General features: G+C 44.8%; 18 protein-coding genes and 1 pseudogene. 5 read left to right on the top strand and 14 right to left on the bottom strand.

Features of this window, described 5'->3' with window-relative positions:
- Window positions 1-122 precede the first annotated feature (122 nt).
- Window positions 123-4,160, bottom strand: coding sequence for an S-layer homology domain-containing protein (locus tag PIL01S_RS00960; RefSeq protein ID WP_127535862.1), 4,038 nt, complete (start codon window positions 4,158-4,160; stop codon window positions 123-125).
- A 364-nt stretch (window positions 4,161-4,524) separates the two neighbouring features.
- Here PIL01S_RS00960 and PIL01S_RS00970 point away from each other — a divergent pair, with 364 nt between their 5' ends.
- Window positions 4,525-5,160: a TetR/AcrR family transcriptional regulator gene (locus tag PIL01S_RS00970; protein ID WP_127535863.1), complete on the top strand. Its 636-nt coding sequence runs from the start codon at window positions 4,525-4,527 to the stop codon at window positions 5,158-5,160.
- Window positions 5,161-5,425: 265 nt separating this feature from the next.
- The gene (locus PIL01S_RS00975; RefSeq protein ID WP_127535864.1) at window positions 5,426-7,192 is read left to right on the top strand and encodes a methyl-accepting chemotaxis protein; all 1,767 of its coding nucleotides are present in this window, start codon (window positions 5,426-5,428) and stop codon (window positions 7,190-7,192) included.
- A gap of 111 nt (window positions 7,193-7,303) precedes the next feature.
- Here the strand turns inward: PIL01S_RS00975 and PIL01S_RS00980 are convergent.
- The 6 genes and pseudogenes from PIL01S_RS00980 to PIL01S_RS01005 form a co-directional block, all read right to left on the bottom strand.
- Window positions 7,304-8,335: pseudogene (locus PIL01S_RS00980) on the bottom strand (alpha/beta fold hydrolase).
- A gap of 191 nt (window positions 8,336-8,526) precedes the next feature.
- Window positions 8,527-9,150 carry an ABC-2 transporter permease gene (locus PIL01S_RS00985; RefSeq protein WP_127535865.1) on the bottom strand — a complete coding sequence of 208 codons (624 nt, stop codon included), beginning with the start codon at window positions 9,148-9,150 and terminating at the stop codon, window positions 8,527-8,529.
- Entirely contained in the window at window positions 9,143-10,009 is an 867-nt protein-coding gene (locus PIL01S_RS00990) for an ABC transporter ATP-binding protein (RefSeq protein WP_127535866.1), read from the bottom strand. The genes PIL01S_RS00985 and PIL01S_RS00990 overlap by 8 nt, the downstream gene beginning before the upstream one ends.
- Complete coding sequence (locus PIL01S_RS00995; RefSeq protein WP_095358656.1) at window positions 10,006-10,389, bottom strand: GntR family transcriptional regulator; 384 nt, start codon at window positions 10,387-10,389, stop codon at window positions 10,006-10,008. Before PIL01S_RS00995 ends, PIL01S_RS00990 begins: the two co-directional genes overlap by 4 nt.
- Window positions 10,390-10,576: 187 nt before the next feature.
- Window positions 10,577-11,983, bottom strand: a complete 1,407-nt coding sequence (locus PIL01S_RS01000; RefSeq protein ID WP_127535867.1) for a PQQ-binding-like beta-propeller repeat protein — start codon at window positions 11,981-11,983, stop codon at window positions 10,577-10,579.
- Window positions 11,984-12,462: 479 nt separating this feature from the next.
- A complete protein-coding gene (locus PIL01S_RS01005) occupies window positions 12,463-13,317 on the bottom strand; it encodes a manganese catalase family protein (protein WP_095287309.1) in 855 nt (284 codons plus the stop codon).
- 164 nt (window positions 13,318-13,481) lie between these two features.
- Between PIL01S_RS01005 and PIL01S_RS01010 the strand changes: the two genes are divergently transcribed.
- Window positions 13,482-14,000: a DUF3231 family protein gene (locus tag PIL01S_RS01010; protein ID WP_127535868.1), complete on the top strand. Its 519-nt coding sequence runs from the start codon at window positions 13,482-13,484 to the stop codon at window positions 13,998-14,000.
- Between the two features lie 161 nt (window positions 14,001-14,161).
- The gene (locus tag PIL01S_RS01015; protein ID WP_095287311.1) at window positions 14,162-15,001 is read left to right on the top strand and encodes a manganese catalase; all 840 of its coding nucleotides are present in this window, start codon (window positions 14,162-14,164) and stop codon (window positions 14,999-15,001) included.
- 322 nt (window positions 15,002-15,323) lie between these two features.
- Here PIL01S_RS01015 and PIL01S_RS01020 read toward each other — a convergent pair whose 3' ends face one another.
- The 3 genes from PIL01S_RS01020 to PIL01S_RS01030 are packed head-to-tail and all read right to left on the bottom strand — an operon-like array spanning window position 15,324 to window position 19,300.
- A complete protein-coding gene (locus PIL01S_RS01020) occupies window positions 15,324-16,421 on the bottom strand; it encodes a GerAB/ArcD/ProY family transporter (RefSeq protein WP_127535869.1) in 1,098 nt (365 codons plus the stop codon).
- Window positions 16,422-16,441: 20 nt separating this feature from the next.
- Window positions 16,442-17,665 carry a Ger(x)C family spore germination protein gene (locus PIL01S_RS01025; RefSeq protein WP_246058055.1) on the bottom strand — a complete coding sequence of 408 codons (1,224 nt, stop codon included), beginning with the start codon at window positions 17,663-17,665 and terminating at the stop codon, window positions 16,442-16,444.
- 15 nt (window positions 17,666-17,680) lie between these two features.
- Complete coding sequence (locus tag PIL01S_RS01030; RefSeq protein WP_127535870.1) at window positions 17,681-19,300, bottom strand: spore germination protein; 1,620 nt, start codon at window positions 19,298-19,300, stop codon at window positions 17,681-17,683.
- Between the two features lie 133 nt (window positions 19,301-19,433).
- Here PIL01S_RS01030 and PIL01S_RS01035 point away from each other — a divergent pair, with 133 nt between their 5' ends.
- Window positions 19,434-20,060: a LysE family transporter gene (locus tag PIL01S_RS01035; RefSeq protein ID WP_127535871.1), complete on the top strand. Its 627-nt coding sequence runs from the start codon at window positions 19,434-19,436 to the stop codon at window positions 20,058-20,060.
- Here the strand turns inward: PIL01S_RS01035 and PIL01S_RS01040 are convergent.
- The 4 genes from PIL01S_RS01040 to PIL01S_RS01055 form a co-directional block, all read right to left on the bottom strand.
- On the bottom strand, window positions 20,053-21,486 hold the full coding sequence (locus PIL01S_RS01040; RefSeq protein WP_127535872.1) for an amino acid permease: 1,434 nt from the start codon (window positions 21,484-21,486) through the stop codon (window positions 20,053-20,055). The genes PIL01S_RS01035 and PIL01S_RS01040 overlap by 8 nt on opposite strands.
- Before the next feature lie 137 nt (window positions 21,487-21,623).
- Window positions 21,624-22,613 carry an aldo/keto reductase gene (locus PIL01S_RS01045; RefSeq protein WP_127535873.1) on the bottom strand — a complete coding sequence of 330 codons (990 nt, stop codon included), beginning with the start codon at window positions 22,611-22,613 and terminating at the stop codon, window positions 21,624-21,626.
- A 16-nt stretch (window positions 22,614-22,629) separates the two neighbouring features.
- On the bottom strand, window positions 22,630-23,529 hold the full coding sequence (locus tag PIL01S_RS01050; protein WP_127535874.1) for a helix-turn-helix domain-containing protein: 900 nt from the start codon (window positions 23,527-23,529) through the stop codon (window positions 22,630-22,632).
- A gap of 208 nt (window positions 23,530-23,737) precedes the next feature.
- Complete coding sequence (locus tag PIL01S_RS01055; RefSeq protein WP_127536580.1) at window positions 23,738-24,325, bottom strand: sugar O-acetyltransferase; 588 nt, start codon at window positions 24,323-24,325, stop codon at window positions 23,738-23,740.
- Window positions 24,326-24,377 lie beyond the last annotated feature (52 nt).

Raw genomic sequence — 24,377 nt, forward strand, 5'->3', positions numbered from 1 at the left:
CATTGTATCAGAGAATGGATTACCTATCTGTGAAATTTAAATAGAAGGATCGTTTTGTTACACAAAAAAACCTGACCCCAGGTAAATAACCGTGCAGGGTCAGGCAGACTACCAACGAATATTTAGTTTTCGTCCAGAAGACTTAAGATTAATTTGACCGATTCAGCCCGCGTTGCCGTTTGCATTGGTGCAAATCGATTACCGCCTATACCGTCAATCAAGCCGGCCTCAACCATGGAAGCCACGTACGGCGCTGCCCATTCAGGAATCTGATTCCGGTCTTCAAAAGAAAGCGAAGCCGTGGAGCCTTCCGGTGTGCTGCTTGCACGAGCAATCATGGTTACCATTTCAGCACGGTTCAGTGGTTTATTCGGCTTAAAGGAGCCATCCGTGTATCCACTGATAATGCCTGCTGAAGCTGCTTCCACAATGTATGGAGCAGACCAGATTGGAATTTGTTTTGCATCGGTATACGTGGTTACTGTGCTGCTTGTATTCATTTTCATGGCTCTGCCCAGCATGGTAATGAACTCCGCCCGGGTTACTTTTTGATTCGGACGGAAGGTTCCATCGCCATAGCCTTGTACAAACCCTGCAGTCAAAGCTTGATCGATGAGCGACTTCGCCCAGTGTCCTTCCGTATCTTTCAGCTGTGGTACATTCTCATTGCCACCGCCAGATTGACCCGGATTGCTGGTATCCGGCTTGCCTCCCTGTTCTGTTCCGGACTGCGTCGTCTCAGAATCTGTTCCAGGTGTTGGGACACTGCTTCCGGACCCGCCATTGTTTCCAGAACTGCCACCTGAGCCAGGGTTGGATGTACCCGGTCCTGGATTCGGCGTTTCTGTATTCGATTTCTTGATCATGCCAAATTGATCAATAATAAACGGTTTTGCATCATTAATATTCTGATCAATTTCGTACGTTACCGCTGTAAGCTTGTTCCCGTCGATGGTGATGCCCACAAAGTTTTGAACCTGCCCCCGTTTCGGACGACGATCGTCATTTGGATCTGCTCCATACTTTGCAGCATGATTTTCTTCTGCCAACTCAAACAAGCTGTAATACGCATCCCCAAGAACAGGATCCTGATTTTTGTAGTACACTTTCGGTCCGGCTGTTGCTGGAATTAGATAAATGGTGCCATCCGGGTTCACCGCGTATTCAATCTTCTTACCGTTCAATGTCTCCGTAATCTTGACAGCATCTTTCGCTTTTCCGGTCTTATCAATCGGTTTGGTGCGGGCGTAAATATGATCATGCCCCTGTAACACAAAGTCGATTTCCAGTTCTGCCATCAGCGGAGCAATTTTGTTACGAACCCCGTTTGGTCCGATAATATCCGAATCTGTCGCATGATTGGACGTTGTATAAGGACCTTTATGAATATTGACGATGATCCAATCTGCTCCGTTTTTGCGAGCTTCTTTTACATCGTCCTGCAGCCACTGAACCTGTTCTGCCGAGAAATTGTTATACTCTTCTGAATCCTCGTTTGAATTCAGCACCACAAAGTGTGCGTTACTGTAATCGTACGAATAATAAGCCCCTGTTTCTGTTGCCGAGTTCTCCGGTACATCCAGGTTGAAATGATCGATAAAAGCGAAGTTTTCATCTTCATGATTACCCGCCGAAGGAACGATTGTTGTATTCAGAAGGCTTGATTGAGAATGACCAAGAAGCCAGTTCCATTGCTCTTCTTTAACACCTTTATCAACAATATCTCCATTGTGCACCACAAATTGTGCATTCGGAATGGTAGCAAGAGCCTTGTCCAGTGTCTCGGAGGAAAGGATCGCTTCATCCTCTTCCTTCGCCTGCGTATCGGCCAGATCAATAAATGTAAAGGCTCCTGTCTTCGGCGCTGTACGGAACGTGCCCGTCTTGCTCCACGTATTGCTGGAAGCTTCGCCCACTCTGAAGGAATATAGCGTATCTGGCTTCAGATTTGTTGCTTCCGCTTTGTGTACAACTTCAGTAGGCGAATTGACGGAGCGGTCGGAACGTCCTTCATAAGAGATTGCACTGGAGAAGTCAGCGATATTTGCTGTTTTTTCTACGACCTGAAGGTCACTTCCTGTGACTTGTTCGGATGTGTACCAGGCAAATCCTTTGCTAGTGGTTGGATCTCCATTAAACGTAACCGTAACCTTGCTCACTTGCTCATCATTGGATTGTGTGTCCTTGGTAATTCCGAATGTATCAATGACAAAAGGTTCAGCATTATTTTGGTGTTGATCGATTTCATAAACGATTGCTGTAAGTTTGCCGCCATCAACAGTCAGTGAGGTGAAATTCTGCACCTGACCTCTGGCTGCGCTCGTTGTATCTCCATACACGCGGGCATGATTCTCTTCTGCTCGATCAAACAGGCTAAAGTAAGCTTCACCCAGTTCAGGTTTCGTATTTTTGAAGTATACCTTGGCTCCTGCCGTACCTGGAATCATATAGATGGTTCCGTCCGGATTAACCGTGTATTCAATGCTTTGTCCTTTAAATGATTCCTCAATTTTGGAAGCTTCTTCTGCTGTTCCATCCTGCTTAATCGGTTTGGTCCGAGCATAGATGTGATCATGTCCTTGCAGAACAAGATCGATGCCAAGCACATTCATGAGCGGGGCAATTTTATTTCTAACCCCGTTCTCACCGATGATATCATTGTCGGTCGCATGATTGGACGTTGTATACGGTCCTTTGTGGATATTAACGATGATCCACTCAGCTCCAGCAGATTTGGCTTGCTCCACATCCTGCTTCATCCACTCCACTTGTTCGTTCGAGAAGTTCGCATAATCCGTCGAATTTTCATTGGAGTTCAGTACGATAAAATGTGCATTGCTGTAATCATAGGAATAATAAGCACCTGTGATCGTCGCCGCATTCTCCGGCTGTTTTACATTAAAATGATCATAGAATGCATAGTTTTTGTTCTCATGATTGCCTGGAGAAGGTACAATTGTCGTTCTCATCAGATCCTCTTGAGAATAACCAAGCAGCCAGTTCCATTCTTGTTCCGAGGTCCCATTCTCGACAACATCCCCGTTGTGAACGACAAACTCTGCATCCGGAACGGTAGCGAGTGCCTTCGACAGCGTAGCCGCGGATAAACGGGCCTCTTCCTCATCCTTCGCTTGCGTATCCGTTAAGTCAACAAAGGTAAATGCTCCGTCAATCGGAGCTGTTTTGAACTCCCCTGTTTCACTCCAGAGGCCTAGTCTCTCGTCACCTACGCGATAGTAGTATGAAGTATTTGCTTCAAGTCCTGTAGCTTCTGCTTTATGAACCATTTCTCCCGGAGAGTTTCTGGAGATTATAGCTTCACCATTAAACGTTTGTCCCGCGCTGAAATCAGGAGGTCCATCCTGTTTCTTGACCACTTGCACATGACTATTGGTCGAAGCAAGCGGAGTATACCAGGTAAATCCCTTACTTGATTTAGCATCACCATAGAACGTCGCTGTTACTTTGCTAATATCGATTGTCGGTGCCTCAGCTAACGCTCTCAGCTCCATATCAAAGTACAGATCCGAGCTTCCATCGCTTTGCTGATGGACCTCTACTGCAATGATATTCTCCCCGTCATGCAGGAGCGTTTGAAGCGGTTCAGTCAGATCCACATCGGTATACATAACCGGCAGATCCTTCGAAGATGTTGCTTTGGTAGAATAGTTAATCTCACCATCAGGCATGCCGAATCTGCGAACTTCCGTGCCATTAACATACAGAACAGCACCGTCGTCAATGCCGAAAGTACCCAGAATTTGACCATAATTTTGGATTTGTTCCTGGTTAACTGTCAGCGTTGTCCGAAAATATGTAGTCCGGTGTTTCAGATCTTCGTTTCCACCATAGTCCACTTCTGTCTGAAGCGGTCCGAAATATGTCGTTGTTATGCCGCTACCATTGTCTTTGTAACCATAAGGAGCATTGTCTACTGCCCATGTATTGTCTTCATAGACAGCCTGCCATACCGATTTTAAATCCTGACCTTGATCAAAATACTTCCACGTTGAATTTTTGCTAAGCAAGATGTCTGCTTGAGGTTCAACCGTCTCCGCTGCTTTAACTACTGGTGCTGAGCCCAGTCCCCCAAACCATCCAATAACCAGTGCGACTGATAGCAGGATGGCCAGAACCTTTTTGTACAATGGGTTAATCATCATGTTCTCCTCTCAATAAGCAATAATGTGCATCTAGCGCTATTTCATACATGATTACTAGATTAGCCAGCTATTATCATACGAGAGGAACATGTTGATTTTTGCATGTTTATGTAAATTACATGTAAATATATTCATATTTTCTTGAGAGCTATGGTCGCCATTTCTGCCGGAGACCGTCAGGGATGTGCTGCAGGATTGAATACAACCTATTCCAGCATAGGGAACATTTCTAAACCCTGTTTGCTGGACTACTGTTTGACAAACACATTCATATTCCTTATAGTGTTGGTGCACTTATTCTTGGGCTCGTCCTTGTCCTGACGATGCAAAAAAAACCATGTGAAGGAACAGGTTATCTCCTATGACTGAGAACTGGCACCAAAATTTTAAAAACAAAAACCGGGAAGCTCTGATTGCAGCAGCCAAAGAATTATGCATGAAGGAGAGCTTCCTTAATGTGAATATCAAAGATGTATGCAGCAAAGCCGGAATAAGCCGTGTTACCTTTTACAAGCACTTTCAATCCATGAACGAACTGATTCTGGCGGTCCAAGTGGAGATTCTGGAGAGTATGACCGGATACGTGAAGAATGCTGCTTCACCAGGAATGAGCGGCCAAGAGATGCTTGCTTCCATGCTTGAAGCCTGGGTAAATTACGCCTCCACTCATCTCGGTTATATCAAATTCGTATTATTATTCGACCTGCATTATGAAGCCTATAATTCAGGCCAAGAATTGAAAGAACAATACAATCTGTTTATCAAACGTAAAAAGGAACAACATTTCCTGTTAGATGCTCTGGAGACCGGATATAAAGATGGTACGTTGAAGCCTGATCCTGATCCCCTTAACACTGCCCATTTTATCTTTGTATCCATGATGAGTATGCTGCAGAAAATGAGTCTGGCTTCAGAAGAAGATCACGTTACCGTTCAAAGCGATCTGAAATTCGCCAAACGATTCGTTGAGATGCTCGTGCAGCACTTGAGTAACTAAAAAATTCCATGAACACTGTTAAGACCAATCCAACTGGATTAGGTCTTTTTTGTGTGTACAGCATCCATTTTAACCTCAGAGGTTCAGATCATTCAGTTGAAACCGGTTTATATCAGGGTCTTCGCTGTTTTCTAGGCAACTCATCTTCACCTATGTCAATATAAATCTAGGACTCATCTTCATTTCTTCCTTTCAATTTACGATAAATAGTATGGGGTTATACGAAAAACCCGTTGTTTTAACTACTTCCAAGGGGGAACAGAACGTGAGACAGACTCGCAAGAAAAAGATGGATTTAAGACTCAAACTGTATTTAATCATTCTGGTGCCTTTGCTGGCCATGGGCGGTCTCATCATGTGGACGACCATCGAATCCAGTGAAAATGCATCTGTAATGACCATACAGCATAAGAATCAGCAGTTAGCAGTAAACACCGCCTCCCTGCTGGGCCAGGAATCGGAATTGATCAAGACATTATCCTCTACGGCTTCGGAGGAAAGCGATGAATACAAAAGTCTTAGAGACGAACTCGTTAAAGTTCGGCTTCAATCGGGAGCCCTCTATGTATATATGTATAACAAAACGCCAGACGGGTGGATTTATACAGTAGATGGAGCAGATTGGGATGATACGGAATACAGCCCTTACGGAACGCCAATGGAATTCAATCCCCAGATTCAGGAACGCTTGCTAAGCGGTGAAGTCGTTACTACAGGCATTGTGGACGATCCGACCTGGGGGCAGCTTCTCTCCTCCTTTACACCAATCAAGGATTCACAAGGTGAAGTTATTAGCTATCTGGGCATTGATATTTCTGCTGCAGCAGTGAATCAAGTATCCGCTGAATCGGTGAATAGTGCGTATCGGATCATTATTCCGATTTTTGTGGTTGTATTGATACTATCGCTGGTCATGATGCTATTGGTGGTAAGAGGCATTCTCAGACAAGTGCGCGATATCAAATCAAGCCTCGAACAGGTCGCGGATGGGAATCTCACAGTGGTATCCAAACATCTGACCAACGATCAGCTCGGTGACATCAGTGACCTGATTAACGTTATGGCTTCGCAACTAACGAACATACTGATGGGAATACAGCAAGGGTCGAATACACTGCAGCAGTCCTCGGCAAATATTGCGGAAACCGCTCAGACAAACCAGCGCCAGACCGAAGAACTCTCCAGAGCAATTGAGGAAATCGCCATAGGCTCCATGAAGCAGGCTGAAGAGACAGAACACTCCGTTCAGCATTCGGAGAACCTCGGCAAGATTATGGATGAAGTCGGTTCATACGTGCAACAGTTTACCCATACTTCAGAGCAGCTATCTGCCGTACAAGTACAAGTTACACGTGAACATGAGGTTTTGCTTGAAAAGGGTCGGGAGAATGCCAAGCGTGTTGAGCATCAGCAGGAAATTTCCAGGTCTTTAACCACTCAATCGGAGCTCGCTTCTTCCATTAGTGGGCAAATCCACAATATCCTGAAACAAACCCAGATTTTATCGCTGAATGCTTCCATCGAGGCAGCCCGCGCTGGTGAGGCAGGTAAAGGTTTTGCAGTCGTTGCTGGCGAAATGGGCCAGCTCGCTCAGCAATCTGAACGTTCCATCCAAGAGATTGATGGGATTCTGAGTTCATTTGTACAAGAAATCCACCGGATGGGCAGTCATTTTGAAGCGAATATGGTAGCAGTCAAAGAGCAGGAAGAACAGATCGCTGATTGCCTTCAGGCATTCAGACAGGTTAGCCAATTATCGACTGAAGTGCACGAGCTTGCTCAGCGTTTGGAGAACCGCACAATGAGTATGCATTCCATTCGTCAGGAAGTGGAACAGCACCTAAGCTATATCGCTTCTGCAACAGAGGAAACTTCGGCCATGGCTGAAGAAGTCACGGCCAGTGCCGAGGAGCAGCAGCGATCCGCGAGCGAACTGTCGAACATTTCCGGGCAGCTCGCTGGACTTGCGAGCAACCTCAAATCATATTCCGACCAATTTCAGATCAAAGTCACGAAAGCTGATTCAAAATAATAAAGAACCCCGTTACCTGATGAATCAGGTGGCGGGGTTTTCTTAATATTATTTGCCTTATGTAATAAACCTGATTATATGCCATTCTCTCCTGTGGACTCTGCCTTCGTATCACTTGGCAAATGTATCGGTCATCCATTCATAGAATCTTTCCTTTTCTTCAAACTGTGGATAATGAGCAGATTCCTTGTAGGTAATGAACTCCTTTTGATCAGCATCAATCTGGTCAAAATACTGCCGAGCAGCATTCGCCGAAGTCATATAATCGTAATCTCCCATAATAAAATAAAATGGTAAATCAAGTTTCGTAACCCGTACTGGCAGTGGTTTCTCAAACACTTCTTTTATTAAGTCAGACTGGGATTGCTCCATACCTTTGATATATCGAATAACATCCAGCCCATTATATTCACTGCTGAAGATCATACGCATAATATTGCCATCAGGAGGATCAATGAGCCGTGCGGCACCACCATATTATATAACATAATGACGAGGAGTTAACGACTTGCCCTGCGCGACCTCTTCAGCTAACTGCTGCAATTCATTTACATCATCCCGATTTCCTGCTGCCCGGGCTTCGCTTAAGACGTAGTTTAAACTATCCATCTCGCTTCTTGCCGTATCCCCCATCTGACCAATCCCAATATAAGCTGCATATTTCGTCGGAGCTAGATAAGCTGCCTGAGTTGCAATATATGTGCCATATGAATGGCCAATCAGGATAACCTTTTGTTGCCCGAACCGCTCTGAAATATAATCCGTTAAAGCGAGCAAATCATTGACAAGCATGCCAGAAGACAGTCCAGCATAATCTTCACCAAAATGATAGGACTTGCCGCTTCCTCTCTGGTCGTAATTAACGATCGTAAAATGTGTCTCCAACAAATCCTGGTACCGACGTGCGTAAGGAATCTCAGAAGCTCCGGGGCCTCCATGAACATTAATAATTACCGGATTATTTCTGTCCTCGCCACGTATCATTATTTCATGAGTGGTTCCATTTAGTTTTACTTTTTGCAAAAGGCTTATGCTGTTATTTCCTTTGACTAAAGATGTCCACGTCGGGAAAAAAAGGATGATCAGTCCCAATGTCATAACGCTTAAGACTATGACTCCTGTCCATTTCAAAGTTCTTTTCATGTTGAATGAATTCCACCTTCCTAAGAATGTAATCCCATCGTACTGGTTTGCCCACCCTCTGTTATCCTTCGGAGGTCTGAAATCGCCTCGGTCTTCAGAAGAATTTCAGTGTGAAAAGTTAAAAAACCGCCAATCGGCGGTTAATTATTGATTTCATAATATAGTGAACAAATCCAAACTAGACAAATTTCCTATAAATCCTTTCTCGCAAACAAACGAGTGGTTAGAACATAGGATGCACAGAAGATAAATATAACTCCAATCGATATCATGGCTATAAGTTGCCCATCTAAACCCTTCTCACTGACCATGGTCATAAGTACTGCAAAAGGCTGCGCGAGAAGAATAAGTGCAACCATGAATATGCCATTGATTATTCCGGCTCCCTTTTTACTAAGTGCATAAAAGAGCGGCATATAGATGGATACCAGCACCATTACCATGCCTATGGAAACCATGATGTCCATGAGGCTGTAGCTTGGCTTGTTTAACTCAGGGAAATTCAAGTCAACCAGCCAGTGAATTCCGAACGAGGCGAACACGCCAAACAAGGTATACAGGATCGCCGATACATACTTGGCTTGCACGATTTTTTTGCGGCTGACCGGTAGGGTAACCAGGAAATTATGATTATGGTTTTTGATATCGATCATGGTTGCCAGGATTACCGAACCAAATGCGGTGTAGATCCCCACAAAATACATCGACATTTCACTCTTAGGTATAAAGGCCAAGCTAAACACAACAAGATATAATCCTATTGTCCATAATGAACTTCTTAATGCTATGAAGTCTTTGCGAAGCAGGTTAAGCATGTTTTCGTCCCCCTTTTGCCGTAAAGTAGATCAGATCCTCCAAGGTTGGTCTTTGCAAAAGGGCAAAGCTTCCAAACAACCGTGCGGCCTCTTCCCTATTGTCTGCCAGTGCCTCAAAACCAACATCTGTCTCGCGAATTCCGATAAATTGATTCCGGGTATCCCCATCTAACAGCTCCATATCTCCTTTAACGATCGTATATCTCTCAAGTACATCATCTTTCGTTTCGTTAAAAACAAGTTTTCCCTGATTGACGAATGCAATATAGTCCGCTATGCGCTCCAAATCTGTCGTGATATGCGTTGAGAAAATAATGGATCTTGTCTCATCCTGTATCAGATCCGAGAGCAAATCCAGAAGTTCTCTTCTAAATACAGGATCAAGACCGGATGTCGGCTCATCCATAATGAGAAGATCAGCATCGTGTGACAGAGCAATGGCCAGAGAGAACTTGATTTTCATCCCTTTGGACAAATCAGTGATTTTCTTCTTCGGCGACAATTCAAATTGCTCCAGGTAGCCATTAAATTTCTGCTCATCCCACTTCTTATAAAAGGGTGCAATCATTTTTTTCATTTCACGGATCGTCAGATGTTCATAATAAAAGCATTCATCGGATACGACACCAATACGCTGTTTAATGTTTACCTCCTGTGCGGGCATCCCCTGTCCCAGTGTCCTGATTGTACCTGAGTCTGGGTGGATTAAGCCGATGATCATTTTGATCAGGGTGCTTTTCCCCGCCCCATTCGGTCCAATGAGCCCAGTAATATACCCCTGTTTTACATCCAGAGATACATTGTCCACCTTAAATAAGGGATACACCTTGGTTAAATTACGCAGTTCAATGGCATTCATGATGAAGTTTCCTCCTCAGACAACATAGTAAAAAGATGAATTACATCTTGCTCCGTCATGCTTAATTCCTTACTTTCCCGAATAATCTCCAGCATTTTCTCTTCCAGCCGTTTCATCCGCTGCTCCCGAATAAAATCCTGATTAGCTCCTGAGACGAAACAGCCCTTGCCTACGACGGAATCAATTAATTTCTCTTTTTCCAGCTCTTCATAGACACGTTTGGTGGTAATCACGCTGACTTGCAGATCCTTGGCGAGCTGCCTGATGGAGGGAAGACTATCCCCGGCAACCAACTCCCCGCTTAAAATACTTTGCCTGATCTGGGTTAATATCTGCATATAGATGGGATCGCTCGAAGCGTTGGATATCAGAATTTTAATGGTCATTCACCTCATTGGTGTTTATTAAGTGCATAGTGTATATATATAATATATACACTATATACTCATTCGTCAATCCATATTTGCCCATCTTATAAGACACTTATGCACAGCAAAAAGGACGGAAAATATCCGTCCTTCTAAGCTCTATTTATTTTCCCTCATAGCACCACCCTTCAATCGCCTATTATTTCAGCGCTGCTGGAAGCTTGACGCCAATCAGCTTGCCTTCGGCCTGTATAATAATCATGCTCCCGGTCTTCAGCGTTGCCTCGTGCAAGTCAGCCCCGGTTTTCACACGGAATACAGGCTGGCTTGTCAGCATATTGATTCCAAGCAGTGTTCCGTTACGCTGCGCACGATAGATTCCTTTGCCATATATGCTAACCTGCGACACAGGAGCATCGCCATTCCATTGAACCGCACTGCCGTTTACCAGCTTGACACCCTTTAATTCACTATCTGTAACAGAGTCCCTGTAGATCAGACGTTCCTGAACAACCCCTACCAGATCGCCACTCACCCCGCCAGGAGGCTGAAAAGTCCTCGTCGGAGCATCACCATTCTTGTACGTATTCAGATCATATTCAGCAATCTTGCCTGCCTGTTCAATATATATCTTCCCATCATTAGCCAATACACTTCCTTGGCCGCGCTCATACGGCGGGTCGCCGGACATTTTCCAAATGAAGTCCATGCTTCCTTTACGTGTCCCTGTCTTGAGATTAAAGGCATTCACCTGTACTTTCCGGTCCGGGTCAGATTCATAATCTTGAAGCAGCGGAGTGTAGTAATCGACGGAATATACCAATCCATTTTTAAATTGAAGTGCCTCTCCTTGTCCAAACTCACTCCATAGCTTTTTCCCGGTTTTCTTGTCATATGCGTTCAATTGCACAGAAGTCAGTGCACCTTGCACGAAGAAGGTTCGAAGCACCACTCCATCCGATTCCTGCAGATACGATGTACCATTGCCTTCGGCTAATGCTTCATCAGCCTTCCACCGCAGCTTGCCTGTCTTCCGTTCAAAAGCATACGTGGTGCTTCCCTTGATGACATATAGTGTATCTGCAGTAGGAATTAATGCTTCGGTCCGCTCGCGCGTATCCATCCATGTGGAAGTGCCCGATTGCCATACAGCCTTTCCTGTCTTGGCATTTACCGCATATGGCTTATGGCTGGAGGTTAGACCATACAGAACGCCATTGTCATAAACCATGCTCGGGGTCAGATCTTTACCAAATGTCCAGAGCTGTTTGCCCGTTGCTGCATCCAAGGCGACCAGCTTGCGATTAGAAAAGGCAAATACTTTACCGTCTTCTGCAACAGCCTGTTGTCCTTGAAAGCTTTCATTCTGATTCGTATAAGAGTCTACCTTCACTGTCCAGGAAGGTTTAAGTTCAGGTACCGTTAATTTGGAATATGAATTCCAATTGTAGATGGAGATATCCGCTTTCTCCGCCAGTGCCTGAGAAGGCATTGCGGTGTACCCTCCGCTAACAGCAATCATAGCTGCAGTCAGCCCTGTAAGGGTGCGAACGTAGGGATGATATTTACGTTTCTCCGTTTGTGGTTCAGTCTGCTTGTTCGGCATGGAAATCCTCCTTCATGTTCATGTAAGCTCTTAAATCTACTTAATCTTGATTGCATAAAAAGTAAACATTTGGAACGAGTCTAGTATACAAGAGGATTAATCTGGGAGCAATTAACAAATCATATCTTGTCTTTAATTTGCTTAACTTAGATCATCATCGGGTAACGTTTAAGCTCCCTTTTTCTTAGTAAATCCTGAATATTTCACCAAACTGATTTGCATACTACTTCAAGTAATCCAAATGACAGCTATCCAGCAATTGCAGCAAATCGCTATTCTCGCTCAACAGCTTGCCAACACGACTTCTCAACATGTTTCATACTTAGAACAACCTTAGAACAACCCGAATGTCGGTATTACTGGGCAAACGTTCGGACAGTTTCCAAACCAGCATCGTCAATAACATATGTATAAAAAAAAAGGAACCCATGGATATGGGTTCTTTTTTTTTGCAGCTATGATTTCATGTAAGGTAGTGCTCAGGCATTTAAGTCATGCAGGCCCGGGCTATGCTCATTAGGTAGCTCTGGCATATATGGGAGCGGGAATCCCTGTGGAGGATCAGTAACTTTCAGTTCCCCGCCATTACGACTAGGTGATTGGCCGCTATATATTTCAGCAATTCGGGTATTGTCCAACCGGAAGTTAAACTGGGCATTATGGAAGCCAAGGTCAACGTATTTCTGGCATTCCGGGTATTTATTAATGTCGTAGTTCGGAACTGGAAACACTTTTCCCCAATTCACACCCAACGTTTCGAGGGCCTTCGCGAATGCATTTTGATGTGCATTATCACGAACGATCAGGAAACCCAACGTTTCACGGAACGCTTTGTTTGTACTCATTTCATAGATTCTTGTTTTTTGTAATACACCTGTCGATTCCAATACAACGTTGTCAAGCAAATTGCTGACCAGATTGCCATGATCATACACATAATTTCCAAGCCATGGGTTACCAGCAGCGTCTACAGGCAGAGAACTCTGAGCCCCCATAATATAATGATGCGGGTTCGCATGCTTGATGGCTTCGTCGAGTGGAGCTCCGTCCAGGCCGGCATCGCCTGCCCCCTCCGCTCCAGCTCCGGTCAACAATTGATTTATCGTTTGCTGGACCAACTCGATGTGGCTTAATTCCTCCAGAAATACACCACGAAGTAGGTCTCTGTACTGTGTTGCTTTTCCGCGGAAGTTGCTGCTCTGGAAGAAAAACTGCATCATTGTACGCATTTCTCCAAATTGTCCGCCCAATGTTTCCTGTAACACTTTGGCTGCAGCCGGGTCCGGCTTATCCGGAACAATCATATTAATCAGATCTTCTCTATAAAAAAACATGGACGTCCTCCATTCAAGTAAATTACGGCCTTAGTTTCTGCCTTCTTCCTGCATTTATGTGATAGCAAGCTCACCCAATGTTTGGATTCGAAGCAAGAATATAATTCTTTTATTAAGGAGAACCTAACCCGGTAAAACGACTGAATAATTGGAGGAATACAATAATGGGTATTTTAAGTGGCAATCCCAAAGATGAACCCATGCACTACGGAGAAATCTTTAGCGTGTGGCAATGCTCCATGGTGGCAAAAGGCTCCATTTCCTGTTACCAGGCGTACATGAACCATGCTGGAGATAAGGATCTGAAAAAAATCCTAGATGACCTGCTCGATCAGGCCAAACTGGAAATCAAAGAGTGCGATGCTTTGTTAACCGAGAATGGCATTGCTCCAGCCCCAATGTTGCCCGAAAGACCTCCTGTCAAATTGGAAGATATCCCCGCAGGCGCAAGGTTCACTGATCCTGAAATCGCAGCCAAAATCGCAGCAGACACCTCGTTGGGTCTGGTTGCAGCAAGCCAGGTTATGGGACAATCTATCCGAGAAGATATCGGTGCATTATTCGCCAAATATCACGTAACCAAGACGGCACTAGGCGTGCGCATTTTGCAATTGGTCAAAGAAAAAGGCTGGCTTGTTCCTCCTCCTCTTCAAATCAAAAGACCAGATTCGGACAAAGGCTAAGCAGAGACTAATTTAAGGAACATTTAATGCCCATTCAAGACAAAAAAGGAGCAGCATGCTGCTTCCTCTTTGTCTTTTTTTTGTGTTTCCTTTTGTTTAAATTTAATTGGACAGGTTATATAGATTTAGAATTAATCAACCATACCAATGGAGGGATTCACATGTTCAGACACCAAAAGGAATTACAATTTGAAGTGAAAGTAGATCGCCCGGATCCCGTATTCGCCCGTCAGGTCCAGGAAGTATTGGGAGGACAATTCGGGGAAATGACCGTAATGATGCAGTACCTCTTTCAAGGATTTAATTGTCGTGGCGAAGAAAAATATAAAGATATGCTTATGGATATCGGCACAGAGGAAATCGGCCACGTTGAAATGCTCTGCGCTTTGATAAGCCAGCTGCTGGATGGCGCCACACCTGCTGAACAGCAAAAAGCAGCTGAGGACCCTGTTACTGCAGCCATTATGGGAGGAATCAATCCTCAACATCTGCTGGTGAGCGGACTCGGCGGCTTACCTACGAACTCTACCGGCGTACCTTGGAACGGTTCATATATTGTGGCAAGCGGCAACCTTCTTGCAGATATGCGTTCTAACCTGCATGCCGAAAGCCAGGGCCGTCTCCAGGTTGCAAGACTCTATCACATGACTACCGATGAAGGCGTTCGGGCGACGTTCCGCAAAATGTTGGCACGTGACCGTTACCATCAGTACCAGTGGATGGCTGCCATTCAGGAATTGGAAGAAAAGAACGGCGTCGTGGTTCCTGCTTCATTCCCACCAGAGGCCGAGCAGGAATCTCAACCTGAAGCCTATGAGTTCTGGAATCTTTCCGAAGGCACAGAATCCAGTGAAGGCTTATGGGCGAAAGGAAGTGCTCCAGATGGTACAGGTGATTTTGTGTACGTATCCAACCCGGTTCCAAAAGGACAAGTCTACGAGCCTGTCATTCCTGCCACAGAACTTCATCACGACCTCGATGGAAAAGCGAGCGATAAGTAATCGTTAACCCATTGAATTATTCATTATATATCATTCAAAAAGTGCTTAAGGCCCAACTGGACACCGCAATTGATACGCATCAAAAAATCGCCGATTATTTGATCAAAAAATGAACTGTATCATCCTTACAATATTGAAGAACAAGTTGATCATGATTTGGAAAAGTCGGATACGGCGTTGAAATTAGCGGCCTCCAAATAAAATGTTAAAGTTAAAGCGACTCAGTGTTTACTGAGTCGTTTTATTGTTCGCTATTCCACATTTGTCACTATTACCAATCTGTATCTGATATTCATTCCAACTTCATGATCGCCTCAAAGCATCACTTATTTGTCTTCATTCTTTTCTTGATAAGAATAACAAATAATAATATGAGGGGAAGAAAAACCTGAAATATCGGAGAAGAATAGATTAGCGTAATGCCTCGCCCAACTTGCAGGTGCTCTGTGAAATTCGGAGACAAGAATGACATTCCATACATCATAAACCCTACTGGCAGTATCCATTTCCGGTAACTGGCTCCGGTGATTCTTTCAAGCCCAATTACAGCACCTTGGAAAAAAAAAGCGATCTTAATCCCTAATCCCAAGAACAGGAGCAGCGTGAATAGTGCGTCCATCCGTTCAAGCACCTCTGTCATGTCGATCAATTGAACGGTTTGCAGCAGAGGGAGCGTACTAAACATTGCGATATCGGGTCCCATAACGAAAATAATGAGTTGATTGATAAATGTTAGACTGACCGCGGTAGTCATATATGCTATGATCACCACTTTGTTCAGATTCTTTCCTTTACGGGCATAAGGATAAAAGACCAAAAACAAAACAACCTGTCCGAATGGAAAGGATACAATTTCTGGAATAGCAGCCTTGAATATGTTCCCCCACCCGTTTTCCAATACAGGCAAACTCAATTCAATATGGAAAAGACCAGTGGCAGGAATAAGAATACTAATTAACACGTAACCGAAAACCATTACAGGAAACAAAATCATGCAAATGAGGAACAGTACACGATATCCGTACCGCACGGTGTTGACTACAACCAGCAGACTGATTACACTGATCAACCACATGGGAGTTTTATTCAACAACGTCAACGTGGTAACCTCACTGAGATCCCGCAGATTCCGGGAAGCTTCATAAGCAAAATAACCGATAAATGATAAGCTTACTACTGTTCCCAGTATCTTACCCATGTAGCGTTTCAGCAGAAGGAACAAATCCAGTTCAGGTTCCTGGTGATGAATGGTTAGATGGATAATTAGCAGCAATAGGCCAGCAAATGCGCCAATCAGCATCGCTAACCATGCGTCCTGCTTCGCATCTCCGCCCATCAGAAACAAGGTTGTACTTCCAACTTCGAACAGGGAAAGACAAACGGCCAATTCGGATACACGAACAGATCCGGCTGAATTCATTATTACACATCTCCTTGGCGTTAATGTTCCCCTTCACTTTCTCCGCTTTCCTTTTGAAGCAACCGACTGAATGAATCCTGGAGCAGACCGGTTCGTTTTAGGCTTACGTCCACGTTTACGTTAATCTCCATCTGTGCCAACTCCTGCGGCCACTTTTCTTTTAATGTTTTCCAGTCCTTTGGATGTCTTTGATGAATTTTGTTAGCAATGCTTAACATATCGGCATGGAGCCGCTGACTTGCGTTCCACCCCTCCATCATCTGTGAGGTAATGATTCGCTCAGCTTGCAGCTGCAATTCGTCAATAATATGGGGGCTTGTAATATCTGCAAGTGTTGTACTCTCATTCAGTTCAGCTTTGACTTTAGCATTCACCTGAATGCTGTAATGATGACCCGACTTAACGGGCTCAACCTTGACGCTTGCTTTTTGAACCAAAAAAGAATTGACTTCACCATGTGTATTGACATAACTCAAATTAGTCCTGTTCACCCGGTCAGTTAGCCACGAAATGCCCATACTCTCTCTTTGATTCAATACACCGATTTCTTTATCTTTATAAAATACACTTAATCCTTGTAATCTCAGCTTGCTTGGTGTCGATGTCTGCTTAAAAATATCAATGGTTTCCAGTTGTCTAGGATCTTGCCCTGTTACTGTGAGGATGGGAATACCTGCTGAACCACTGTCGGAAGTTATTTTCAAAGCAACTTCATGCAGATTCATGACCGGATAATAGGATCCAAGCTCATGGTTACGTTCTATAATCTGAGATAGTGCCCGACCAGGTTGTTTTTCTGGTGGCACCAGTTTCTTCAGATAATCTTTCGCCTGCCCATCTGCGATGATCACCTTAACCGATTCCCTGGCATCGATATTGCGATAGTAATCATCCAAGATCTCTGACAGTCCATATTGTGCGGCTTCTTGGCCAATTAATATGACATTGGTATGTGAAAAGTATAACTTTTTGGGATTCTCCAGACTGCTTTTAGCTACCGCTTCCCGAATCGTTTTCCCTTGAGAGGAAAAGGTAGTCACCGAGGATTGAGATCCACCTGAAGATCCGTTTGTACTACTCGCAGGAGGAACAATAATCTGATAGGTAATAATCCAATTACCGTTCTGTCTGTCATATCCTGCAGCTGTCGTAATGCCCAGTTCATTCAGTTCAGTACGATTACCACACCCGGCAATGGAGATCGCTGAAACGAGGAGCATAAGGATGTAGAAACACCGGATCACAAAGAAGCCTCCTTCTTATCTGTCAGGTTCAGGTTCTTGAATATGTTCTACAGCATTGTTGGAGCCCAAAGGATATTGATGTGCCGACTGCCTTGTTTTGTTGGGCCCCGCTTTTTCATTTGGCCTTGTCTTCATCGCCCACCAAGGTACCCGCAAGATCAGATCCTTCATGTTTGACTTGTAAAATGGGCTGAAAGGCATCATATAATCCGCACCCAATGACTTGAGCGATATCAAATGAACCAACAATGGTACTGCACCTACCAATATACCGAACAATCCAAGGGTACCAGCCAGCAGCATGAACGGAAAACGCATCAAACGGACTGCTGTTGCCATGCTGAAGTAAGGAATAACAAAGTTGGATATGGCCGTGAATGATACGACGATAACCATCGCTCCGGAGACCAATCCCGCTTCCACTGCTGCTTGGCCAATGACCAATGCACCTACAATGGATATCGCTGGCCCAATCGCTCGTGGCATCCGAACACCTGCCTCACGAATGACCTCAAACGTAATTTCCATAAGCAACGCTTCAAGTAACGCAGGAAAAGGTACGCCCTCCCGCTGTGCGGCAAGTGAAATCAATAAGGTGGTAGGAATCATCTCTTGTTGGAATGTGGTTAATGCAATGAAAGTAGATGGAAGCAGCAAAGAGACCAAAAAAGACAATAATCGAATGGCTCTCAAAAAAGTAGAAATATCATAACGCTGGTAGTAATCTTCTGTCGTTTGAAAAAAGTTAAAAAAAGTGACTGGGCCAATAAGAACGAATGGTGTCCCGTCAACAAGTATCGCTACTTGTCCATCGAGCAAACTGCCTGCTACTGTATCGGGTCGCTCGGTATTGATCAGGGTTGGAAAAGGGGTGATCGGAGCGTCCTGAATGAATTCCTCTATGTAACCACTCTCGAGTATACTGTCCGTACGAATGGAGCTCAAACGCTTCGTCACCTCTGCTACCACTTCCGGCTTGGCGATGCCCTGAATATAAGCTACAGCAACCGATGTTTGTGTGTAGTCCCCAATATAATGCATTTGAAATTTCAAATCAGGAGTCCGTATTTTTCGCCGAATTAAAGTCATATTGGTATTGATTTCTTCTGTGAAGCCTTCTTTGGGTCCCCTAACCACAGTCTGAGAAGTCGGCTCTTGCACTGACCTTCTTTCTCCTCCGGGAATGGGAACTGCTATGGCATAACGTTCACCATCAACCAGAACAACCACATGTCCGGTTAAAATTGCTCGGTAAATCAGATAAGGTGAATCCAGATTTTCAATATGCCCCGTAGGTAAGATCCTTCTCACGACATCGTCCGCTCGTAATTCCTCATTAGATGGGGCTGTATTGACAAATTGAACGACATGTTGCATTAGCTCTACGAGCAGGACTGAGTCAGTTAAACCTTCAATATAGCAAACCGCTAATGGGATATCATAGGCTGCAGATTCAGCAAATTCACGAACCACAAAATCCGGACTATCCTTAAAAGCTTCTCTAATGGAGCTAAGTGTATTCGAAAGTGATGGATCCAATTTTTCATGTGGCTTTGTTTGATTTCGAAAGGATTTCTCGTTCTTCTGAGGTAGCGGTTGTGATTGAAATACTCTTTTCATCCAGCGGAACAGCATCATCTCACCTCCTTTATTTTCCGTTTAATATGGATCATATCCGTAAAGATTATGCCAAAATCTAGACATTGTCCTATTTAAGTACTACCTGGAATAAGCTGATAAAGTACATGAAAGGAGAGGACAACGTTCCATGATACTAGGGTATATCTTACTGGGGATTTCATTATCAGCCCCAATCGGTCCCATCAATGCTGCTCAGTTGGACAAGGGTGTTCGGGGTGGATTCATGCCTTCCTGGTTTGTTGGACTCGGCGCGATCGCTGCTGATATCATTTACATGCTGCTCGTCTATTTCGGCATCATTCATTTGCTGGATCTGCCTTTTGTAAAGGCTTTCTTATGGCTGTTTGGTTTTTTTGTGCTTGTGTATACCGGGGTGGAAAGCATCAAAAATGCAGGTACCCTTACGCAGTCGAATGTGAGAGGGGACGAAGCAGCGCTATCCAAATCGTTCATGAACGGATTCCTGATGTCACTGTTCAATCCCCTATCCATTATGTTCTGGCTTGGCATTTACGGATCCATTCTGGCCAAGGCCGTGAATGATTCATCCCTGGAGCAGACACTAATCAACAGCGGAGCCGTTATTCTGGGTATCCTGATCTGGGATATATTCATGGCCGCCGCTGCGAGTTTATTCCGCAAGTATCTTACCTTAGGCGTCCTCAAGGGTATATCCATCATTTCCGGCCTCTCTCTTGTCGGTTTCGGATGTTATTTTGGAGCGAAAGCCATTCAATTCCTTTTTTTCATTTAAGCTTGCTCTTACGAAGCCGAATCCCTGTAATGTGGAAGCTGGGACTTTCCAGGGTGTTATGCAGCTCTTCTTCCTGAGCTGTGCTGGTGGGCTCTTCCTTTTTCTTCTTCTTACGAACTCGTTGCACAATCATATCGCTAATTCCAATAAGTAAGACAAGCAGCAGACTGATAAAGAAGCCAGGTCGACTCAGCGGATGAAAAAGCGTACCTGTTACAGCGAGGCCAATCAGTACCAGTCCAATCCATCGTTTGACAACGCTGAACCTCCCTGCTTTCAGAAGTCGGCCAGAAGATAACAAGATGAACAACCAATTGTACATGAGCATTAATCCAGCCGCAGTTGTTACATATTCATACACCTTGCCAGGAAGCAGCAGTGACATGACAATGGTTGCGATAAGCCCGCATCCGATCAGTGAGAGTGCGAATAATGGATGCTTCTTCTTCCATTTTCGCGAGAATAACCGCGGAGCGTCTCCTTCCTGTGCCAAGGTCAGCATCATGGAGGTCACCGCATAGAGTGACGCCGTCATGGTAGAGAAACCCGCTACAATCAACACCCCATTGAACAAATGCGGAACAAATGTCAAATGATCACTGCTCAATGCCAGTACAAAGGGACTCTCTTTGGGATTAAAGGCACCAAGTGGGACCATGGTCAAAGCCAGTCCGATCGACACAACGTATACCGTTGAAAGCGAGATCAGCATCACTTTGCCTGCCTTGGGAGCCTCTTCCGGTTTTTGAAGACGGTAGGACATGATTCCGAGTACCTCAATTCCCCCATAGGCATAAAATGCAAATAGAAATGCAGACCACAGACCGATCCCGCCTTTCGGGAAAATTTCAGTCATGCTCAGCGGTACGTTATGCTCATATTTTGTTCCCCCAATCCATCCTGCTAGAAGTGCGATGGCAAGTACCAAAAACATAAGAATTGCTGCAATCTTGATTATGGCAAGTACATTTTCAACCCGGTCAAACCCTTTATTCCCGAAGAAAACGATGCAAAGACCGACAAGTCCAAATCCGGCAGCAAATATCCAGAGAGGAACATTCGGGAACCAAAAACGCGAAAAAATGGACAAGGCCGTCAACTGACTTCCCATAATTAGCAGCTCCGAAAACCAATACACCCACCCACTGGCAAAGCCTGCCCAGCTTCCGAATGCCTTCTTGGCATAAGAACGAAAAGATCCCTGCTCGGGGTGATCCGATGTCATTCTCGCCAAGGCATCAAAAACTACATATGTACCGAGTGCAGCCAAAATGTAAGCCACTAATACTGCAGGGCCACCGATCGAAATCGCGAGGCTGGAGCCCAGAAAGTATCCTGTACCAATGGTGCCTGCTACACCAAGCAAGCTGAGCTGCCACCACTTTAGTTTCTTTTCCTCCGTTGATGCCTCTGATGCTTTACTCATTTCTTCATTCCTCTTCTGTAATATTTTGGACTGCTTAAGGTATCCTTTCCCAATTGGCTCTTTTTCATGTTGAAGACGGGAAACAAAAAAAGCGAACGACAGGGCAAGCCCTTCATCCGCTAATATATTCACTCTGATTATTGATTTGGAATTAAACCCACAACCGGATGTGGCACATAGGGTTCTTCCAACCACGCAATTTCTTCTGCTGTCAGCTTCAAATCCATGGCAGCGACGGCTTCCTCCAGATGTGATATTTTCGTCGCACCAATAATGGGCGCTGTGACAGGTTGCTTCTGCATAAGCCATGCCAGAGCAATGTGAACTCGTGGTACACCGTGCTTACTTGCAATCTCTGCAACCTGCTCTACAATGAAGCGATCCGTATCGGCAGTAGAGTCGTATTTGGATTTCTGGACCTGATCCGTCTCGGAGCGATGCGTTGTTTCCGACCAGTCACGTGTCAGTCTTCCTGATGCAAGCGGGCTGTAGGGAATGACTCCGATCCCTTCCTCCTTACATAGGGGAAGCATCTCTCGTTCCTCTTCACGGTACAGTAAGTTCAGATGATTTTGCATGGAAACGAATTTGGTCCAGCCATTGCGCTCAGCGACAAATAAGGCCTTTTGGAACTGCCAGGCGTACATCGCAGAAGCACCGAGATATCTTACTTTTCCGGCTTTGACTACATCATGTAATGCCTCCATGGTTTCTTCGATTGGGGTATGGTAGTCCCAGCGATGAATTTGGTACAGATCCACATAGTCGGTTCCAAGTCGCATCAGACTCTTATCAATTTCGCTCATGATGGCTTTGCGGGACAATCCAGCGCCGTTCGGTCCTTCATGCATTCGTCCGTGCACCTTGGTGGCAATTACAACCTCGTCTCGTTTGGCATAATCCTTCAAGGCCCGCCCAAGGATCTCTTCACTTGCCCCCAGAGAATAGACATTCGCTGTATCAAAAAAGTTAATACCGAGCTCCAGAGCCTTCTTAATGACTGGCCGGCTATTTTCCTCGTTCAGTACCCATTGATGAATCCAGCGGTTGGCATCGCCAAATCCCATGCATCCCAGGCAAATTCTAGACACATCCAACCCTGTCTTCCCCAGCTTCACATATTCCATTTTCTCGTCCTCCTCGTTATTCTTTTCTTAAGTTCCGTCGTCTATATTCCGTTGGCGATAGATCAAAGCGCATTTTAAACACCTTGGAAAAGTGAGTCGTATTTTCGAACCCGCAGGCGTAACAGATATCCGTTACCGATTGTGTCGTCTCGAGCAGGAGCTGACTGGCCAGATCCAGTCTGCGATTACGGATCCATTTTAATGGAGAAGAGTTATACAATGCCCGAAATTCCCGCTTGAACGTCGAGAGGCTTCTGCCAGTCAAATAGGCCAGATCTTCGATGGAAACGGGATTGGTCACATTCTCTTCTACAACTTGTTCAATCTGACTTCGTTCAGTAGGATGGGGATACAGCAGCTGTTGCAGCAAGTTCGTGTTTGTTTCAGCAAGATGAAACAGCAGCTCCATGAACTTGACGCCTACCAATCCGTCGCTGATCGAATCAGATTGGTTAAAATATAATTTTAGGGAGTCAATATATGCTCTCATTGGGGCGTTAACTGAAATGACAGATACCGGGGCGACCTCATTGATGGAATGAATGGTCTTCCAATCTGCAAAATCTGCGAACTTCTGAAGTATATCCCCGTTCAGATAAAACATCATATAATCCAGCAAATATTCCGTACCGGGCTCACCCGACTTTTCGTAGTCTACCTTGATCGCTTTGTGCAAGAATATCATTTCATTGCTCCGCACCGTATGCTTTTCGTTCTTGTACTTAACCGTGTATACACCTGATTTAACGAACAGCAGTAGATGATCTTTCAGGAAAAAGCTTCCTCTGGTTCCCTGCGTATGCAAACAAAACTGGATGACTGTCAGCCCATTCCATTTCAAGCTTCCCTCTTTGTCTGGTGCCTGTTCCATTCCTTTGGGAGCATGAATTAATTTTTCAGTTCGTTGTACATCCATTCTTCTTCCTACCTTCTGTCATCTCCTGCAAACTTAACAATAACGCTTTTCTGCAAGAAGTACTTTGCTCTAAAGCTCAAGTCATGTGATTATTTCGTTCATTCTTCTGAAGGGAATGCATCCGTCAACGCCAAATCAATGAAACTAAAAACGGGTTCCAGTAAACTGGCTCCCGTTCTCTCTTCTATTCTCTTGGGCTATGACCAATTTACCCTCTAGGGTATTTATTTTTATCCGCTTCCGTAATCGCTCGAATGACTCTGCATGGGTTGCCTGCAGCAATGACTCCTGCCGGTATATCCTTCGTCACTACGCTTCCCGCGCCAATCACCGTATTGTCTCCAATCGTTACACCTGGCAGCACAGATACACCTCCGCCAATCCAGACATTGTCCCCTACTGTAATCGGGAGGGCAATCTCCAACCCTTGATTGCGCTGTTCAGCATCCAGGGGATGACCAGCAGTGTAAAATCCGCAATTCGGTGCAATGAACACATTGCTGCCAAAGGTAATCTTCGCTGCATCTAACATCACTGCATTATGATTACAATAAAAGTTTTCTCCAATCTCAATGTTGTATCCTTGGTCACAATAGAAAGGCTGTTCAATCCAAAACTTCTCTCCTGTTTTCGCCAAAAGTTTTTTCATAATGGCTTCTCTTTCGGATATCATGCGCGGACGAAGCTGGTTGTAGTCGTAGCACAGCTCTTTTGCTTCAAGGCGTTCGTTTACCAATTGCGGATCGTTGTTATTGTCATATAAGAGCCCTTGTTGTGCTTTTTCTTTTTCGGTCATCGTCATTCGTGTAAGCTCCTTCGTTGTGTCTATTTGGGTAGCCAAAATTCTA

Origin of the sequence: Paenibacillus illinoisensis NBRC 15959, from assembly GCF_004000925.1 — a bacterium.
Taxonomy (GTDB): domain Bacteria; phylum Bacillota; class Bacilli; order Paenibacillales; family Paenibacillaceae; genus Paenibacillus; species Paenibacillus illinoisensis.

Coding starts and splice junctions, on each gene's coding strand:
- PIL01S_RS00960 (WP_127535862.1), bottom strand. CDS start 4,160: ATGATTAACCCATTGTACAAAAAGGTTCTGGCCATCCTGCTATCAGTC.
- PIL01S_RS00970 (WP_127535863.1), top strand. CDS start 4,525: ATGACTGAGAACTGGCACCAAAATTTTAAAAACAAAAACCGGGAAGCT.
- PIL01S_RS00985 (WP_127535865.1), bottom strand. CDS start 9,150: ATGCTTAACCTGCTTCGCAAAGACTTCATAGCATTAAGAAGTTCATTA.
- PIL01S_RS00990 (WP_127535866.1), bottom strand. CDS start 10,009: ATGAATGCCATTGAACTGCGTAATTTAACCAAGGTGTATCCCTTATTT.
- PIL01S_RS01000 (WP_127535867.1), bottom strand. CDS start 11,983: ATGCCGAACAAGCAGACTGAACCACAAACGGAGAAACGTAAATATCAT.
- PIL01S_RS01005 (WP_095287309.1), bottom strand. CDS start 13,317: ATGTTTTTTTATAGAGAAGATCTGATTAATATGATTGTTCCGGATAAG.
- PIL01S_RS01010 (WP_127535868.1), top strand. CDS start 13,482: ATGGGTATTTTAAGTGGCAATCCCAAAGATGAACCCATGCACTACGGA.
- PIL01S_RS01015 (WP_095287311.1), top strand. CDS start 14,162: ATGTTCAGACACCAAAAGGAATTACAATTTGAAGTGAAAGTAGATCGC.
- PIL01S_RS01020 (WP_127535869.1), bottom strand. CDS start 16,421: ATGAATTCAGCCGGATCTGTTCGTGTATCCGAATTGGCCGTTTGTCTT.
- PIL01S_RS01030 (WP_127535870.1), bottom strand. CDS start 19,300: ATGCTGTTCCGCTGGATGAAAAGAGTATTTCAATCACAACCGCTACCT.
- PIL01S_RS01035 (WP_127535871.1), top strand. CDS start 19,434: ATGATACTAGGGTATATCTTACTGGGGATTTCATTATCAGCCCCAATC.
- PIL01S_RS01040 (WP_127535872.1), bottom strand. CDS start 21,486: ATGAGTAAAGCATCAGAGGCATCAACGGAGGAAAAGAAACTAAAGTGG.
- PIL01S_RS01045 (WP_127535873.1), bottom strand. CDS start 22,613: ATGGAATATGTGAAGCTGGGGAAGACAGGGTTGGATGTGTCTAGAATT.
- PIL01S_RS01050 (WP_127535874.1), bottom strand. CDS start 23,529: ATGGATGTACAACGAACTGAAAAATTAATTCATGCTCCCAAAGGAATG.
- PIL01S_RS01055 (WP_127536580.1), bottom strand. CDS start 24,325: ATGACCGAAAAAGAAAAAGCACAACAAGGGCTCTTATATGACAATAAC.